This is a genomic window from Citrobacter sp. XT1-2-2, from assembly GCF_023516235.1.
Lineage (GTDB): Bacteria > Pseudomonadota > Gammaproteobacteria > Enterobacterales > Enterobacteriaceae > Citrobacter > Citrobacter werkmanii.
On sequence record NZ_CP097324.1, the window covers coordinates 3137159 to 3154213 of the forward strand.

General features: G+C 53.3%; 13 protein-coding genes. 1 reads left to right on the forward strand and 12 read right to left on the reverse strand.

Annotated elements, in window-relative coordinates; genetic code table 11:
* Positions 1-24 precede the first annotated feature (24 nt).
* The 6 genes from M4I31_RS15040 to cmoM all read right to left on the reverse strand — a co-directional run bounded on the left by M4I31_RS15040 (position 25) and on the right by cmoM (position 10026).
* Complete coding sequence (locus M4I31_RS15040; protein WP_003831948.1) at positions 25-573, reverse strand: YcbK family protein; 549 nt, start codon at positions 571-573, stop codon at positions 25-27.
* A 177-nt stretch (positions 574-750) separates the two neighbouring features.
* Positions 751-2502, reverse strand: a complete 1752-nt coding sequence (gene ldtD / locus M4I31_RS15045) for a L,D-transpeptidase (RefSeq protein WP_085049198.1) — start codon at positions 2500-2502, stop codon at positions 751-753.
* Positions 2503-2762: 260 nt separating this feature from the next.
* Entirely contained in the window at positions 2763-7223 is a 4461-nt protein-coding gene (gene mukB / locus M4I31_RS15050) for a chromosome partition protein MukB (protein ID WP_038639346.1), read from the reverse strand.
* Entirely contained in the window at positions 7223-7927 is a 705-nt protein-coding gene (gene mukE, locus M4I31_RS15055) for a chromosome partition protein MukE (RefSeq protein WP_038639343.1), read from the reverse strand. Before mukE ends, mukB begins: the two co-directional genes overlap by 1 nt.
* On the reverse strand, positions 7908-9230 hold the full coding sequence (mukF, locus tag M4I31_RS15060) for a chromosome partition protein MukF (RefSeq protein WP_038639340.1): 1323 nt from the start codon (positions 9228-9230) through the stop codon (positions 7908-7910). Before mukF ends, mukE begins: the two co-directional genes overlap by 20 nt.
* Complete coding sequence (gene cmoM / locus M4I31_RS15065) at positions 9223-10026, reverse strand: tRNA uridine 5-oxyacetic acid(34) methyltransferase CmoM (protein WP_069323253.1); 804 nt, start codon at positions 10024-10026, stop codon at positions 9223-9225. The genes mukF and cmoM overlap by 8 nt, the downstream gene beginning before the upstream one ends.
* A gap of 135 nt (positions 10027-10161) precedes the next feature.
* Between cmoM and elyC the strand changes: the two genes are divergently transcribed.
* Positions 10162-10926, forward strand: coding sequence for an envelope biogenesis factor ElyC (elyC, locus tag M4I31_RS15070; protein WP_161668240.1), 765 nt, complete (start codon positions 10162-10164; stop codon positions 10924-10926).
* A gap of 92 nt (positions 10927-11018) precedes the next feature.
* On the opposite strand, the gene M4I31_RS15075 is transcribed toward elyC, so the two are convergent.
* The 6 genes from M4I31_RS15075 to msbA form a co-directional block, all read right to left on the reverse strand.
* The gene (locus M4I31_RS15075; RefSeq protein WP_038639330.1) at positions 11019-11912 is read right to left on the reverse strand and encodes a YcbJ family phosphotransferase; all 894 of its coding nucleotides are present in this window, start codon (positions 11910-11912) and stop codon (positions 11019-11021) included.
* A gap of 165 nt (positions 11913-12077) precedes the next feature.
* Positions 12078-12824, reverse strand: a complete 747-nt coding sequence (kdsB, locus tag M4I31_RS15080; protein WP_038639327.1) for a 3-deoxy-manno-octulosonate cytidylyltransferase — start codon at positions 12822-12824, stop codon at positions 12078-12080.
* On the reverse strand, positions 12821-13003 hold the full coding sequence (ycaR, locus tag M4I31_RS15085) for a protein YcaR (RefSeq protein ID WP_038639323.1): 183 nt from the start codon (positions 13001-13003) through the stop codon (positions 12821-12823). The genes kdsB and ycaR overlap by 4 nt, the downstream gene beginning before the upstream one ends.
* A 51-nt stretch (positions 13004-13054) precedes the next feature.
* A complete protein-coding gene (locus M4I31_RS15090) occupies positions 13055-14287 on the reverse strand; it encodes a winged helix-turn-helix domain-containing protein (protein WP_085049197.1) in 1233 nt (410 codons plus the stop codon).
* A gap of 41 nt (positions 14288-14328) precedes the next feature.
* Positions 14329-15306, reverse strand: a complete 978-nt coding sequence (gene lpxK / locus M4I31_RS15095) for a tetraacyldisaccharide 4'-kinase (protein WP_038639315.1) — start codon at positions 15304-15306, stop codon at positions 14329-14331.
* On the reverse strand, positions 15303-17051 hold the full coding sequence (msbA, locus tag M4I31_RS15100; protein WP_038639312.1) for a lipid A ABC transporter ATP-binding protein/permease MsbA: 1749 nt from the start codon (positions 17049-17051) through the stop codon (positions 15303-15305). The genes lpxK and msbA overlap by 4 nt, the downstream gene beginning before the upstream one ends.
* Between the last annotated feature and the right edge of the window lie 4 nt (positions 17052-17055).

Sequence of the window (17055 nt, forward strand, 5' to 3'; positions counted from 1 at the left end):
CTCCTGTTTCATTAAGCTTACGGATCACCAGTGCCGTGCAGGTCCGGTGTCAATATGCACAAAGTTACTGCTGGGGTAGTATCCTACACCACCTGCGCGCATAGATAACGCAGCTTTGCGAATATTACTTAATGCGATGCCTTCAATATGGAAATCCATAGCCTGGCCTTTCGTGTGGTAGCTTTTCTTAGCGACACCACGGCTGCGCGCACGGAGTTCATTATTGGTATCGATTGAGCGATAGCCAGAGATCAGCTGTACGGGTTTACGCGTGCCCAGCAGGCCCTGCAGACGGAAGAGTTGGTCAAACAATCCCGGGTCAATGGATTTCACTTTATTGGCCCGAAAATCACGGAAAAAGTGGTTAAGTTTTGCTAATTCGTCCTGAATATAGCCCCTGCCATCAAAAAACTCTGCTTTTATTGACTCACCGGTATGCAGGTTATTCAGAGTCAAGATACGCGGACGTGGGGTAGAGAGTGTGGCAAACGCGGGCGTAGGCAGGATGGCAGCGCCGAGGGCAATGCCACCAAGCGCCAGCAGTTTGCGGCGATTAGCGTCAAATTTGTCCATGGTATTAAGATCTACAAGGTCAATGTTATCGTATGTATGCTCTAGCGCACGCGGGAAACCTTATCTGGCTAAGTAGTCTACGTCAAGGCTCCCAACCCCAGGAAATACGGGGCTTACAGCCATTTTGCCCCGTTTCCGACATAACTTACGACAATCATTTTTCTCGAACTGCTTCATTTATCTGATTAATTGTTCGGCTTTTGACACAATTTGTGCGCTGGATCGCGCTGTCAGATCGTAATTGTAAATATCTGTACGATACTGCGTCCGACCATCCGCTCCCACAAACGCGGTCAGGTAGTAGAGATTGACCGGAATATTCTGGCGAATATTCACGTACCGTGTATCCCCTTGCTTCAGGGCGTCCGAGATGCGCGAATCATTCCATCCCGCATCCTGTAACAGCATATTCGCCAGCTCAGATGCCTTATTCACACGCACGCAGCCTGAACTAAGCGCCCGCGTATCTTTCTGGAACAGATTGTGATTCGGCGTATCGTGCAAATAAATAGCATCTGAACTCGGCATATTAAATTTATAACGTCCGAGTGAGTTACGCGCGCCCGGCGCCTGCTGGAAGCGGAACGGCAGATTGGATGCGGTGATGGTCGCCCAGTCAACCTGCCACGGATCTATCGTCTCTTTGCTATTCCAGCCGCGCATTACGGTATAGCCGTGACGCTCAAGGTATCCCGGATCATTCCACAACTTAGGCAGAATATCTTTTCGTGCCAGCGTCGGCGGGACGTTCCACGGCGGGTTCACGACCACATTATTCAGCGCACTGCTCATCATCGGCGTTTTACGATCGGGACGCCCGACGATGACACGGGAGGCCAGCACCTGATTACCGTTCTGGTAATAGACCAGCGAGTAGGCAGGAATATTGACCATGATACCGGTAGATAAGTCACTCGGCAGCAGGCGCAAACGCTGAATATTCAACGCCAGCACCCCCGCACGCTGCGCGGGCGTTACGTTCAGCCAGTCACGCGTTGCGGGTCCAATTGCGCCATCAGCCCCCAGCCCCTGCCAGGTCTGAAACCGCTTCACCGCCTCGACCAGTTCACTGCCGTAAGCGCTACGCCCTTCTTTAGCTGCCGTACTGACGACTGATTCGAGCATCCCGGTACGGCGTAAAATTTCACGCAACGCGGGGATGTCGTTACTCCACTCGCCAGGACGCAGCGTCGCGGTACTGGTTAACTGCGGCCAGGGACGCGTATCGCTCACCAGTTTTAGCAACGATTCATGCATGGCTGCATACTGCGGATGCTGAGGCGCCAGGCTGGCAATAAACGACGTCAGTTGGCCATTATCCAGCGCCACCTGCCATTGGTTGATCACGGAAATCGGCGGAGTTGCCAGCGCATAGGGCTTGTTACTGTAGAGCCAGCGATTACCTTTGACAGGAATATTCGCGATAAAGTGCAGATATCCCATCAGGGCATCAGAAAGTACGATGTCTCGCGCCTGACCGGTTACCGCCGGGTCAGTCAGCAATGCGACCCAAGTGGTAAATTGCGGCTGGAAACCAGCAATCGCCACCTCGGCTAACTGTTGCTGAAATGCTTTTACCGCATCACGATTTTCCCACATCGGTTTCATATCGCGCGCAGCGTACAGCAGCTCCAACTGACTCATGTATACCGGCGTGAAGCCCGCTGGAAGTTGAGATTGTAAGTCGGCGCGCGCCTTATCGACAGACATGCCCTCTGGCAGCGGTTGAATACCCGCCATAATAGCAGTAGCGGAAGATTGAACCTGCGGTTGCGATAACGCCGTAGGCTGTTCACTGACGGACGCTGAGCTATCGCCAGGAATCATTTCAGGCTCGTCGGCCTGCGCATTGAACAGTGGAGCGAATGTTACGGCCAGGCACAAACTGATTGCCGAGAGCCGACGACCACACATTTTATTAAGCAACATCCCTTGCCCCCTGTTTTCTTTATCATACTTTGGATAGCCAGGCCGTATGCATTCCCCCTAAGTTAGTTGGGGTCGGACCTGTAAAACGCCAATACACGCTGAAGTATGACGAGCAAGCCTGCGATGCGTTAGGCTTACCTTTAGTATATAAACATCAAATAGTTTTTGCCTAACCTAATGTAAAGAAGTCTAAAGAAATCACACCAGGCATTACGTGCTTTTCAGAAAAGCAGAAGGCGGCTATTTAGCCGCCTTCTTCGTTAGCTTGCCTGTGAGGAAGCGTCTTCAGTTCCCGGCAGTGGTTCAGGTAACTGCGGGGCAAACCCGCGTAGCCCCACCACGTGAACGTGCTCGGTGTTCTGGAAGACTTTACGCACCAGTTTGTAGGTGGTGCCTTTCTCCGGGCTGATGTTTTCCGGTGCCGCGATAATCAGTTGCATCTGCAAACGCTCGCACAGTTCAAACAGGGTCGCGATGGAGCGGGCATCCAGTCGTGCGGCTTCATCAAGGAACAACAGTCGGCATGGCGAGATATCTTTCCCACGCAGTCTGCGACCTTCGTCTTCCCAGCTTTGCACAACCATCACCAGAATAGACATCCCGGTCCCGATCGCTTCACCGGTGGACAGTGCGCCAGATTCAGCACGCAGCCAACCGTCAGATCCACGGTTAACCTCGACTTCCATTTCCAGATAGTTACGGTAGTCCAGCAGCTCTTCACCAATGGTTTGCGGCGTGCGTTGCCCCATATCAATCTGCGGATTCAGTCGCTGATACAGCTTCGCCAGTGCTTCAGAGAAGGTCAGACGGTTGCTGTTAAACAGATCCTGGTGCTGTTCATGCTGCTCGGAAAGTACGTCCAGCAAGGTGGCATGCGTTTCACGCACGTTGACGTTCAGACGTACGCTGTTGACCTGACCAAACGACACGTTTTGCAGCCCCTGGTTCAGCATACGAATACGGTTTTGTTCGCGCTGAATCGTCTTACGAATGATGTTCGCCACGCTGCGGGAGCTGATCGCCAGCTTCTGTTCACGCGAGGTTAATTCTTCCGTCAGACGGCTCAGTTCGATCTCCATCTGTTCAATCGCTTCCACCGGATCGTCGGTACGAATAATATCCTGACGAATACGTTCACGCAGATGCTGATAAACCGCGACAAAGAACTGAATTTTACGCTCCGGGCGCTTCGGATCTTCAGACATGCGCAACACATCACGCAGGTGTTCGTTATCCGCCACCGCCAGACGCAGCGCACCGAGCGCCTTATCCGACATCGAACGCAGTTCATCACCAGAAAGATATGCCAGCTCGCGACGGTGCAGACGGCGTTCAACGCCGTTGTCTTTCACCATGCGCATCACGGCACACCAGCCGGCTTTCGCCATCACTACCTGTTCGCGCATCTCAAAATAATCGCGTTCCAGTTTGCGCAGTTTGCGGGTCAGGTTGTCCATCTCCGCTTCGCAGAAGGTCAGCGCTTTTTCCAGCTGGTTACGGCGCGCACGGTTGTTACTGAGCTGCGCGTGCAGTTCATCCCGACGAATACGGGCACGCTCTTCCGCACCGCTGTCAGCACGAACGCCGATATCCTGCAGTTCACGTTGTAAATCGTTGAGCAGTTCTTTTTTAGTGTCATAGGAGCTTTTCAGCGACGCCATGACCTGGTTGTACTGGCTTAACTGCGCGGCGTGGCTGCGCAGCGCTTCACGAGCGCGGGTACGTTCAGCTTCCGCCTGTTCCAGGCGTTGGCGCAGTTTTTCGTTCAGATCGCTGTTGCCGCTCAGCATTTCGGCTGAATCGGAATAGCTAAAGTGCGCCCGACGTTGTACGACCTCTGTCAGCGCAAACGCCTGCTGACGCGCATCACGCTGCATCTGCTGGGAATAGGCGTAATCTTCCTTCAGTTGTTCAAACTGCTCAGGATCATTTTGCAGAACCGAAACCATCGGTTCCAGTTTGGCTAACTGATTGCCGTGCTGCTGCACAAAACGCGCCGCTTCCTGAGCTTCATCCAGACGCTCACGAATTTCGTCCACGCGATCGGCAAGCGTTTCATCGGCCAGCAGATTTAAACGCGGCAGCAGGCGGTTCAGCGCAGAAACCCCCTCTTTCGCCTGTTCAAACTGCATACGGCTTTGCTGATTATCATTTTCATGATTGGTCAGCGCACGCTCCAGCTCAACGCGGCGGCTGTTCAACTGACGAATTTCCGCTTCTGGATCAGCTTCAAACGCCACCGATAAATGGCTGCCGATAAAGCGGCTGAACGCCTGATGCAGACGCTGGGTTTTCTGGACGTCAAAAGAGAGCGTGGCGAAACGTTCAGACAGCCCTTCACGCTCGGCATGCAGGGTTTCGATACGGCTTTCGCGCGCGGCGCGGCCAAAAATCGGCACCGTTGGGAAGCGGGAATAACGCCACTGACGTTCGGCTGTTTTCACCACCACCGCTTTTTCCAGCTCATCAACGCTGAAAACGCTGTCATCAAACGACTGCGGATCCCCTTCGATAAAATAGAGATCTTCCGGACAATCCGTCAGCCCTTCAAGCTGTTCGGTAATCAGCGACAGATCCGGCACCACGATAGCATGGCGCGACGGACCGTACAGCGCGGAGAAATACGGCGCATCTTCAAGGCTAACGTCGTCATAAATTTCAGACAGCAGCACGCCGCCGAAGCGTTCCGCCAGCGCGTTCAGACGCTGATCTTCCGCCCCGCCCGGCTGACTTAAACGTTCAATTTCTTCATCAACCGCGTTTTTGCGCGCGCCAACTTCATCGCGCTCAACAATGGCTTCACGCTCGCGCTCCAGCAATTGCTGCAGATACTCGGTCACGTCCTGGCTGGAGGTAAACTCTTCGCCGCACTGTTCGCTAAGTTGATTCAGGCTATTTTGCGCGGCCAGCCAGACCGGCGCGCGTTTCATCAAATGCTGGATACGCGACTGCAGTTGTTCCTGTTCCTGACGCAGCGTCATTCGCTGTTCACTGGCTGAGGATACGCTGTCCGACAAGGCGGCGATGCGCGCTTCCAGCTCCTGATGCAGCGCTTCCAGTTCATCGATATCGAACTGTTTGCCCTGGCGTTTGCAGAATTCAGCCAACAGCCGCTCGGCGTCCTGCTGCTCGCGCAGACGCTGCTCCAGTTCGCTAAGACGCATACGCAACGGCTGAACCTGTTCCGCCAGGTGACGCTGCTCAACGCCTTCCCGCAGCAGTTCACGCGCCACGCTCCAGGCCTCACCACGCGCCAGTGGGCCGTTAATCGCCGCCACCAACTGATAAGCCTGTTCGAACTGGCTGTGCGCGGTTTGCGCCACGCTCATTTTTTGTTCCAGCGTCAACAGTTTTTCTGTGGCTTCCTGCTCTTTGGCCTGGAAGGTTTCCAGCCATTCGGCAGCGCTGTCGGCTGTCAGATCCGGTAAGTGGCACAACTCTTTGGCCCGGCTTAACGCCTGAATCGCCTGGGTATACTGGATAGCTCGCGTTTGCTGGACATCCAGCGCCTGCTGATAATCGGCAAGCTGACTTTTCAGCTCATCCACTTCCAGCTCAGCGGCTTCCGCGCGGGCTTCGTTTTCATCCTGGCGGTCAACGGCTTCCGCGACGACCTCATTTTGTTCTTCGAGACGGATCTGTAATTCCTCGAGATCCGCTTCATATCGTTCAATTTTTTCCTGCTGACGCAGCGCGGTTTGCACCAGATTGAGGTGATCGCTCGCCGCCTGGTAATCAGCTTCCAGATCGCCTTCCGCGCCGTTGTGCTCGCCCAGTTCGCGCGCCATATCCACGTGCTTATACTGCTCAGCAGCCAACTGCTTGCGTGAGGTATGCAGTTCACGACGATATTCCAGCGCTTTATCCAGATGAATACGGCGCTCGTTGGCATGGCGCATATAATCCGCTGCCACGTAGTTGGTCGCTTCGCTGATCAAATGCTTAAACAGATCGCGGTCAGACTGGGTTACGCGAATGGCTTCCAGGGTCATGCGGTTTTCACGCAGTGCGGCTTCCATATCCTGGAACGCTTTGCGTACGCCGCTGTTTTCTGGCAGCAGGTAATCACGCAGCGAGCGAGTAATAGCGCTGGAGATACCGCCATACAGCGAGGCTTCAATCAGACGATAGAATTTACTACGATCGGACGCAGAGCGCAGACGACGGGCAATGATGCCCAGATCGAACATCAGCGAGTGATAATCCGTTATCGAGTTGAACTGCTTAAACTGCACGCCTTCCATCTCATCAAGCTTCTCTTTCAGCTCAGGGAGAGACAGGACGCGCGCCTGGCGTTCGTTCAGCGTTTCCGTAACCAACTGAGTGGGCTGCACCGACATCGGCAGCCCCTGAATGGCAAACGGCTTGATATCCACTTTACGATCGCGACCGGCAACCTGTTGCAGACGAACGCCGACAACCACGCGCTGATGGCGGGAGTTGAGGACGTCAAGCATTGAGTAACAGACCCCCGCCTTCAGCTTACCGTGCAGACCTTTGTCACGTGAACCGCTGGTCGCACCGGCTTCGGTGGTATTACGGAAATGCAGCAGGGTTAAATCCGGGATGAGCGCCGTAACAAATGCCGCCATGGTCGTGGATTTTCCCGCACCGTTACCACCGGACAGCGTGGTGACCAATTCATCCAGGTCGAACGTACGGGCAAAAAAGCCATTCCAGTTAATCAGCGTAAGTGAGCGAAATTTACCGCGTTCAATCATTATTCTTCTTCTCCACTGTCCGGCTGATTCTCTTCGGGCTCATCGTTGAGCTGCAGGCGGTTCTCGACCGGCATCGCTTCGCCATCACGAATTAAGCGACGCTGTGCTTCGCGCGGATCGTCACCGGTGCGTACGTCCGCGCCAAAGCGGAAGACCGATTCCGTAATACGGAATTTGCTGCTGTCGTGACCCAGAAACCACACCATGCCTAAGCGACGCAGACGGTTTAGCGAAGAACGTACCTTTTCCTGTAGCTTTTGACGGTCAACGTCCGAACCGGTTGAACGATTGTTCACCAGCTTCAGCAGTTTCGCTTCATCCGCCAGCGTCAACAACTCGTCGTATAACTCTTGCTGGGTAAAAATCCCTTCATTCGCCAGGCGTTCCGGGCTGAGATAGAGATAGCAAAGAATTTTACCCACCATCATGTCCAGTTCGGACAGAACCGAACGCGGAATGAGCGTCGTTGAACGCGGACGAAGGTAGAAGAATCCTTCCGGCGCGCGGATCAGTTCCACGTTATAGCGGCTATAAAATTCTTCAAAATATTCCTGAAAATCCATCAGGAAGGCATGATTATCCAGTTCATCCAGGCCGATATGTCGGCCCGAACGTAAGGCGCTATCCAGCGCCGGAAATAACGGATTCGCCAGCGCCTGCGCCAGCTTTACCGGCATCACTTGTTCAATATTTGTCAATGACATGCGCCTGTACCTTGGCTCCGTAATCATTAATCGGCTGCCATTTGGCTGGCAGTCCGGTGAAATCTGCTTGCGCTACGCCAAGACGTACCGCCTGATCGATAACAATACGCGCGACGTCGAAGTGACGCGCACGTGGATATTGCGCCAGATACTCGCGCACTACCAAACCGAGATCCAGTGGCGTTTGTCTGGATTTGTAGATAGCCAACTGTTCTTCGATGATCGCCGCCAGTTGCTCACGGATCTCGTTAAATTCTTCATATTCCAGATCTGTCGGAAGCTCACCGGTGACCTCTTCGTCACGCAGGACCATCTCTTCATCACGCATATCCAGCAGACGGTCGGCGTTGGCATAAGTCAGCGCCCATGGATCGTCAAAATAAGTCTGCACGGACTGGCGCAAACGCTGGGCAAAGACGCGGTTTTTATCCATATCAATCGCGGTACGGATAAACTTATGCACATGGCGATCGTAACCGATCCACAAATCAATAGACTGCTGGCCCCAACTGATAATACGGTCGAGCTTACTTTGTAAGTCAAACACCAGTCTGTCGACAAAATGCAAATCGTCATGCGCCATCGTGGCATCCTGGATTCGTAGCAGGTTTGCCTGTAGCTTATCCCCCGCCGCTTCCAACGTATCCTGCAGTTCGCGCAGCGTCCCGGAAGTTTCAGAAAGCAGCAGTTCACAGCTGGAAATCGCCGCCCGCCAGTCTTTGTTCAGCAACTGCGCGATATCGTCTTTCACCTGCTGCTGCTGTTCATCCATGATGCGCTGGGTGAGATCGATACTGTCGAAAATCTCCGCCACCGAATATTTCAATGGCGCGTAAACATTGCGATGCCAGTGGAACTCATCGCCGCCTTCCGCTGCCGCATCCGCCGCGCGCTTCAGTTCGCCTGCAACAATCGACAGTTGCATTGAAAGACGCAGCGTAGAGAATTCGCGCTGACGTATGTAGTAATCCGTGATGCCAATCCCGAGCGGCGTTAAACGATATATGGCATTGCCTTCCGCCTGCTCGCTGGTAAAGCGGTTCAGCAGACGTTGACGCACCATATCGTTAATCGCGTTGTTAGCACGTACGCCAATGGTTTCGCTGGTTTGCTCAAACGCATCACTCACATGGCGGAACGCATCCACCAGCTCACCTTCACTCATCTCGCCGTCAAGTCGCTCGCCGTTCAGAGTGGCGACCGCCAGCAGGAACGAAAGTCTGTCTACCGGCAGAGAGATGGAGAAGTCATTTTTTCTGGCCCAGGCAACCAGTTCGGGGACTGTCTGGGAAAATTCACTCATAGGTTATCCTTGCATCTGCGGCTCGGGCCGGACTTTTAATCGCGGTGACATGAATATAGCGCCCAAGGCTGATATACGGTTCCTGGCGGCAATAGCGCGTTTCTAACTCAAGTAACATTTCATAGTCGTCATGTTGTTTATGCTTATCCCGCAGATAGTCATGAAACACTCGGACGCCCGTTTTACTTGTTATCTGCCAACCGATCTGTTCCAGCCACTGGTAAACCTGCCCCGGATCGCGTGGGTAGTCCGGTGAAAGCGTACGCTTTTTACGTTTCGGCATCCCCACCTGCACATAGTCAAAGTTCCCTGCGACCATGTTATGCATCAACAGACCGTTAGCATTGTAGAACATTAACGACAGCGCGCCGCCGGGACGCAATACTGACCACAACGTCTGCAACACGCTGACGGGATCCGTCACCCATTCCAGCACAGCATGAAACAATATCAGATCAACCGGGGTTTCCAAATGCGCAGTAACGTCCTGAGCGGCGCATTGTATGAAATGCATGTTTCCGCTCACACCTTTTGCCTCTGCCGCCTGTCGCGCACGGGCGATCATTTCGCCTGACAGATCGCATAATGTCACGAAGTGCCCACGTTCCGCCATCTTGATGGCCGTTTGCCCTTCACCGCCGCCGGCATCCAGAATATGCAATTGCTGCTCGCCGAATGTCGCCAATAATCGATCCAAATCCTGCCAAAGAATAGCCTGTCTTAATTGGCCTTTGGTGGTGCCGTAAATGTTACGGGAAAACTTCTCTGCAATGTCATCAAAATTGCGATCCCGCATCGGGCTCTCCACATACTGGCTTTAGGGTGACTAAGTAAAACCGCTATTTTGTCACACCCGCGCCGAGAATGAACCTTCCTGGTGTAATATCCCTGCAGATCCCCTGCTGTATGGTTAAAAAAGGAACCAAAAAGGATGCTTTTTACGCTGAAGAAAGTGATTGGCGGTATGATGCTGCCGCTTCCGCTGATGCTAACAATGATGGGTATTGGCCTGGCGCTGGTCTGGTTTAGCCGCTTTCAAAAAACAGGGAAAGTGTGTATCAGCCTGAGTTGGCTGGCGCTATTACTCCTGAGTTTACAACCCGTCGCCGACAGTCTGCTCAAGCCCATTGAGGACAGCTATCCCACCTGGCAGGATACGCAAAAAGTGGAATACATTGTGGTGCTGGGCGGGGGATATACCTGGAACCCTCAGTGGGCGCCGAGTTCAAACCTGATTAACAATAGCCTCCCACGCCTGAATGAAGGTATTCGCCTATGGCGCGCGAATCCGGGGTCGAAGCTTATCTTTACCGGTGCCGCCGCAAAAACGAATAACGTTAGTACCGCGGAAGCTGGCGCTCGCGTAGCAAAGTCGCTGGGGGTGCCGGCTGGTGACATCATCACGCTGGATCAACCCAAAGATACTGAAGAAGAAGCAGCGGCAGTAAAGCAGGCCATCGGCAACGCGCCTTTTCTGCTGGTGACCTCCGCGTCGCACTTACCGCGTGCCATGATTTTCTTCCAGCAGGCCGGGCTACATCCGCTGCCAGCACCTGCCAATCAGTTAGCGATTGATTCCCCGCTTAATCCATGGGAGCGGGCAATTCCCTCGCCGGTCTGGCTGATGCACAGCGATCGTGCCGGATACGAAACGCTGGGGCGCATCTGGCAGTGGCTGAAGGGAGCTGAACATTGACCGAAATGTTGCCTGATGGCGACGCTATCGCGTCTTATCAGGCCTACGGATCAGCGCAGAATTCCAGGCCGGATACGGTGTTCACGTGTTGATCAGGCGAGCCACGGCAGCAGGGATTTTGTCGCCAGATCAAAGTTGGAACGATTAAAGCGTCCGGTATTGACCAACTGCGCCACCTCATCCCATAACACATACAACCAGCGCCGCCAGATGAATGACTCCGCCACTGGCGCGCGTTGCAGATATTGCCAAAGCAGGCTTTCCGCCAGCGCATTATCCATTAAGCGGAACAATTCATATTCTCTTGGCGCCCATAGCATCAAGCCCGGTCCCACCATCGCCAGGAGCTGATCGCTACGAGCATCTTTGAGCATGCTGCGTAAACTGAAATTGCCGTGGATCAGCACGCAGTTATCATTAAAACCGGCAAATAAGTCGGGTAAACATTCACGGGTGCGGAACAGAATCCGCTTGTCCTGCATCGTCAGCCCAGTATTGTTGAACTGATTCAACGTGCTCCACAATACCTCGACACGCTGGCGATACCAGGACGGCCAGATGTTCTCTTGCGTGTTATCCACAGCTCCCACGCAGCCGCGGCTGTCCTGCCGATGCCATGACAGCAAACCTTCTACGATTTGATCTTTTAAATGTTCCCAGCGCTCGGGCGTTCGGGCAGGCGCTTCCACCGGCACGCCGCGTAGACGCTCAAGCAGGAGCACATCAGGACCGGGATGCTCCTCATGCGTTAAGACGCCATAAATGACCGGCATACGTACCGTGCCACTGCGCGCCAGCATGGAGGTTTTCCATGCCAGCTGCTGCGCCATCCCCGGCGTGGTGAAACTTCGCGCCATCAGCGGCATCGGATTACCCTGGCTGTCGTACAGTGACCACAGGGCGGTATCCACTTTTTCATTCACGCATTCAATACGACTGAGTTTTTCACCCAGCAGATGGCTGAGTTCGGCACGCAACTGTTCCATTTCAGATTGCCCTCATAAAAGCTACTGCTTTCATAATGAGCGTCGCGCAGACAGATGTCACCCGGATGAGATCAATTGATGAAAAGAAAAGCACAGGGAAAACGTAACGATACGACACTCCTCCCAAAAATAGGCGGTATTATGGGTGGAGTGCCATGAGAAAAACTAACGCATTTCAGCGCGAACGCGCTCAAGATCCTCAGCAGTGTCTACGCCAGTACCCGGTACTTCTTTAGCTACGGCCACGTGAATTTTTTCGCCGTACCACAGCACACGCAGTTGCTCCAGCATTTCAATATGCTCAAGCGGGCTGGGCTGCCAGTTAACATAGCGGCGAATAAAACCGGCGCGATAACCGTAAATACCGAGGTGACGCAGGAAGGTATCGCCTACCGTTTCCAGGCTTTTGGCAAAACGGTCGCGATCCCAGGGAATCGTTGCGCGCGAAAAATAGAGCGCATAGCCTTCGCTGTCCAGAACGACTTTAACCGCATTCGGATTGAATGCTTCTTCCGCACTATGAATGGGAGCCGCAAGGGTCGCCATGCCAACCTGGCGTTGCGCCAGATTTTCGGCCACCTGACGAATAATGACCGCTGGGATCATCGGCTCATCACCCTGAACGTTCACAATAACGGTATCATCGCTAAAGCCACATTTCTCGACGACTTCCGCCAGACGCTCGGTACCAGACTGGTGATCGGCCCGGGTCATGCAAACTTCCCCTCCCACCGCTTCTACCGCACGAGCGACATCTTCATGATCGGTGGCAACGATAATGCGCTCAGCGCCAGATTCACGCGCACGCTCCAGCACATGCACGATCATCGGCTTGCCGTTGATATCCAGCAGTGGCTTGCCCGGCAAACGGGTGGACGCATAACGCGCAGGAATAATGACCACAAAACTCATGATTTACTCTCATCCGCAGTCAGAACGCGAGCTTCGGTTTCCAGTAAAACGGGAATGCCATCACGCAGTGGGAAAGCAAGGTTATCCGGTTTACAAATTAGTTCCTGTTTTTCCTGGTTAAACCAGAGTTTGCCATTGCATACCGGGCAGGCAATGATTTCAAGCAGACGATGATCCATAGTTCCTCCAGATGGACCGGATTGTGAATCCGTAAATATTAACATAATCGCTTAACGGGCTGGGGCTATTTCCCAGCCATGACGTACACCAGCAAATATACCTTCAGGACAGCGCCCCAGCGTCACGCGCGTTGCCTGCTGCCAGCGGGCAAAATCATCAATCGCCTGGAACAACCCTTTTTGCAGAGTAATGCCAGGTTTGACCCCATCCTGTAACCATAGCGAAATCACCTCCAGTACACCTGTTTTACGGTGCATTTTGGCATCCATCCGCCCCACTAACTGCCCATGATGCAGTAAAGGCAGGACAAAATAACCGTATTGTCGTTTCGCTGCTGGCGTATAACATTCCAGCCGATAGCTAAAATCGAATAGCTGCTCTGCCCGTTTACGATCCCAGACCACCGGATCAAACGGCGATAAAACCGTGCTATGCGTTGCTGTTAATTTACCCGCCAATGCCTGCTCAAGCAGCGGTTGAAGATCGCTATGCAACCACAGGGTTCCCAGCCCTTCAACGTCGACCGGAATAATTTGTTGCTGTTCCTTGCGCACATCACACCAGTTTTTTAATCCCGGACGCTTCAAACGATAGTAGTCTGCCAACCACTGTTCGCGAAAAATCCCCAGACTACGGGCGCTGTTGTCCAGCATGACAATTTCGGCTTCCTCTTGTGAAAGCCTGTCACGTTCATCATCCCAGTGCGGCATGACGCGATGGGTTAAATCATAGACTCGCTGGAAATTACGCCGCTCCACCACCATGACTTTCCCGGCAGTAAACAGTCCTTCAAGGTGTCGCTTATGCGGCTTCCATTCCCACCAACCGTTAGCCCCCTTACGGGGATGTTCAAAATCGGCTGAGCGTACCGGCCCATTATGATGGATATGCTGGAGTAACTGCTCAATCTCATGGGCATGTTCTGCCATCCACGCCGCTTTATATTTCCAGCCCATTTTCTCCGGCGCCAGCATGCGGTGGCGTATCAGCATAAAGTCACTGCGCGGCATAAAGCAGGCCTCGTGCGCCCAGTACTCCATCAGTTCACCCTGCCGTAGCGAGTCATCCAGCCATTGCGGGGAATAATCACCTAAACGACTGAACAGCACCAGGTAAGGACTGCGCGCCACAATATTGATGGTATCGATTTGCAATAAAGATATGCGCGAAATGGTGGCAAGAATATCGGCAGGAGATGCCCGGCGGCGTGTTTTTTTCAGCAGACCTTGAGCGGCAAGGTGAAGATGACGAGCATCCGTCAGAGAAAGGTGCGGCAACGACATTTATGACCTCATAAATGATTCGCTGCCGCAGCTTGAATCCGTTAGCGAGTCAGCGAGATTAAGCTATCCAGCAACACATCAGGCCGTTCGCCTGACAAATGTGCGTCCACAGGTAAATACCACCAGTTATCATCAGCAAATGCGCGGCATTTAACCGCATCTTTTTCCGTCATCACCAGCGTTTGCCCTGCGTCTGAAAACGCACTGACGTCACTGTAGGTCAGAGATTGATGATCTGCCAGCGCAATACATTTTTGTGGTTTGACGCCACACGCTTCAAGCGTGGCAAAAAAACGTGGCGGATGACCAATACCCGCCATGGCGACAATATTGGTTAGCTGTGCCACATCACGGCGTTCACCCGTGCGTAAATTAACGGCCAGCCCTGGTTCAAGTCGCATGGGGATCTCCCCCGGCTGTGGACTACCGCCGTTAACGATTGTCGCATCTACCGATTTAAGCCGACCTGCGCGTTCCCGCATTGGACCGGCAGGAAGCCACCAGCCATTGCCAAACCGACGCTCGCCGTCAATCACCACGATTTCAACATCTCGCGCCAGACGATAGTGCTGCAGGCCATCGTCCGTCACAATAATTTGCACATCATGATGCGCCAAAATAGCTTTTACCGCATCCGCTCTGTTCGGAGAGACCGCTACAGGCACGCCGGTGCGCTGGTAGATGAGCACCGGTTCATCGCCCGCTTCTGCAGTCGTGGTATCCGTTGTCAGCAACAGCGGGTAAGCCGCGGCTTTTCCGCCATAACCACGAGAAACCACGCCCACGCGGATACCACGTTGCTGTAGTCGTTCAACCAGCCAAATCACCACCGGCGTTTTACCGTTCCCGCCTGCGGTAAGGTTTCCCACTACGACAACTGGTACCGGCGCGCGCCATGCGCGCTTGAGCCCAAGTTTGTAGCATAAGCGGATCCCCCCACTCACCAGGCCATACAGCCAGGAGAGTGGAAGTAATAAGCGCCACAGCGGCGATTCACCAGACCAGATACGTGCGATCATTGACCAAATTGCATTTTGTGTAATTGCGCATACACGCCGCGTTGCTCAATCAGCTCGTTATGGGTTCCGCGCTCGACAATCACCCCGTCTTCCACCACGATGATTTCATCCGCCTGCTCAATGGTAGAAAGACGGTGTGCAATGACCAGAGAAGTACGGTTTTTCTGTAGCTCATCCAGTGCCGCCTGAATCGCGCGTTCGGATTCAGTATCGAGAGCCGACGTAGCTTCATCAAGGATCAGGATCGGACTGTCACGCAGTAAGGCACGGGCGATAGCGATACGTTGGCGCTGTCCACCGGAAAGCAGTACGCCGTTTTCGCCAATCACCGTATCCAGACCATTATCCATCTTATTGATGAAATCCATGGCATAGGCCATCTGCGCCGCTTTTTCGATCTGTTCGCGACTGTATAAATCGGTACGCGCGTAGGCGATGTTATTGGCAACCGTATCGTTAAACAGGTGCACATTCTGCGAAACCAAAGCAACCTGATCGCGCAGGGATGCGAGGGTATATTCGCGCAGATCGTGCCCGTCCATCAGAATCTGTCCTTCATCGATATCGTAGAAGCGCGTGATCAGGCTGGCGATGGTGGATTTACCTGAACCCGAACGCCCAACCAGAGCGACGGTTTTACCCGCCGGAATATTCAGGTTGATGTTACGCAGCGCAGGGGCTTCACGTCCTGGATAAGTAAAGGTCACATTGCGGAATTCCAGATCGCCGGTAGCGCGTTCGATAACGCGTTTACCTTCGTCTTTCTCCTGTTCGCTATCCAGAATCGTAAATAAGGTCTGGCATGCCGCCATACCACGCTGGAACTGCGCGTTGACGTTAGTCAGCGATTTCAACGGACGCATCAGCGCGATCATTGACGAGAAAACAACGGTAATGGTCCCTGCCGTCAGGTTTTCCATGACGCTTGGGAAACTGGCTGCATATAACACAAAGGCCAGAGCCAGAGACGCAATCAACTGGATGATAGGATCGGAGATAGAAGAGGCGGAAACCATCTTCATCCCCTGTAAGCGCATCTTGTTGCTGACTTTATCAAAGCGTTTGGTTTCGACTTCCTGACCACCAAAAATCAGAACTTCCTTGTGGCCTTTCAGCATCTGCTCCGCACTGGTCGTAACCTGCCCCATGGTGTTTTGCATATTTTTACTGATGCTACGAAAGCGCTTAGAAACCACACGAATCGCCACTGACACAATTGGCGCCAGTACTATCAGGATCAATGACAGCTGCCAGCTGTAATAGAACATCATGATGAACAGGCCAATAATTGACGCCCCTTCACGTACCACGGTGATCAGCGCACCGGAAGACGATGACGCAACCTGTTCTGAATCATAGGTAATACGTGACAGCAACGTACCTGTAGACTGTTTATCAAAAAAGGAGACTGGCATGCCCATCATGTGACCAAACAGGCGGCGGCGCATGGTCATAACCACTTTGCCTGACACCCATGAGATACAGTAGCTGGAGACATAGCTGGTTAAGCCACGAACTATCATCAGCCCAATGACCACCAGCGGCATCCACAACAGCACCGAGCGGTCAGTTTTACCAAAACCATCATCCAGTAATGGCTTAAGGAGCGATAACATGAAGGTATCGCTGGCCGCGTTAAGGATTAACGCTATACCCGCCACGATCAGACCCGATTTAAAAGGCGCTATGGTTGGCCATAGTCGGCGAAACGTCTGCCACGTAGAGAGATCTTTATCGTTATGCATTCAA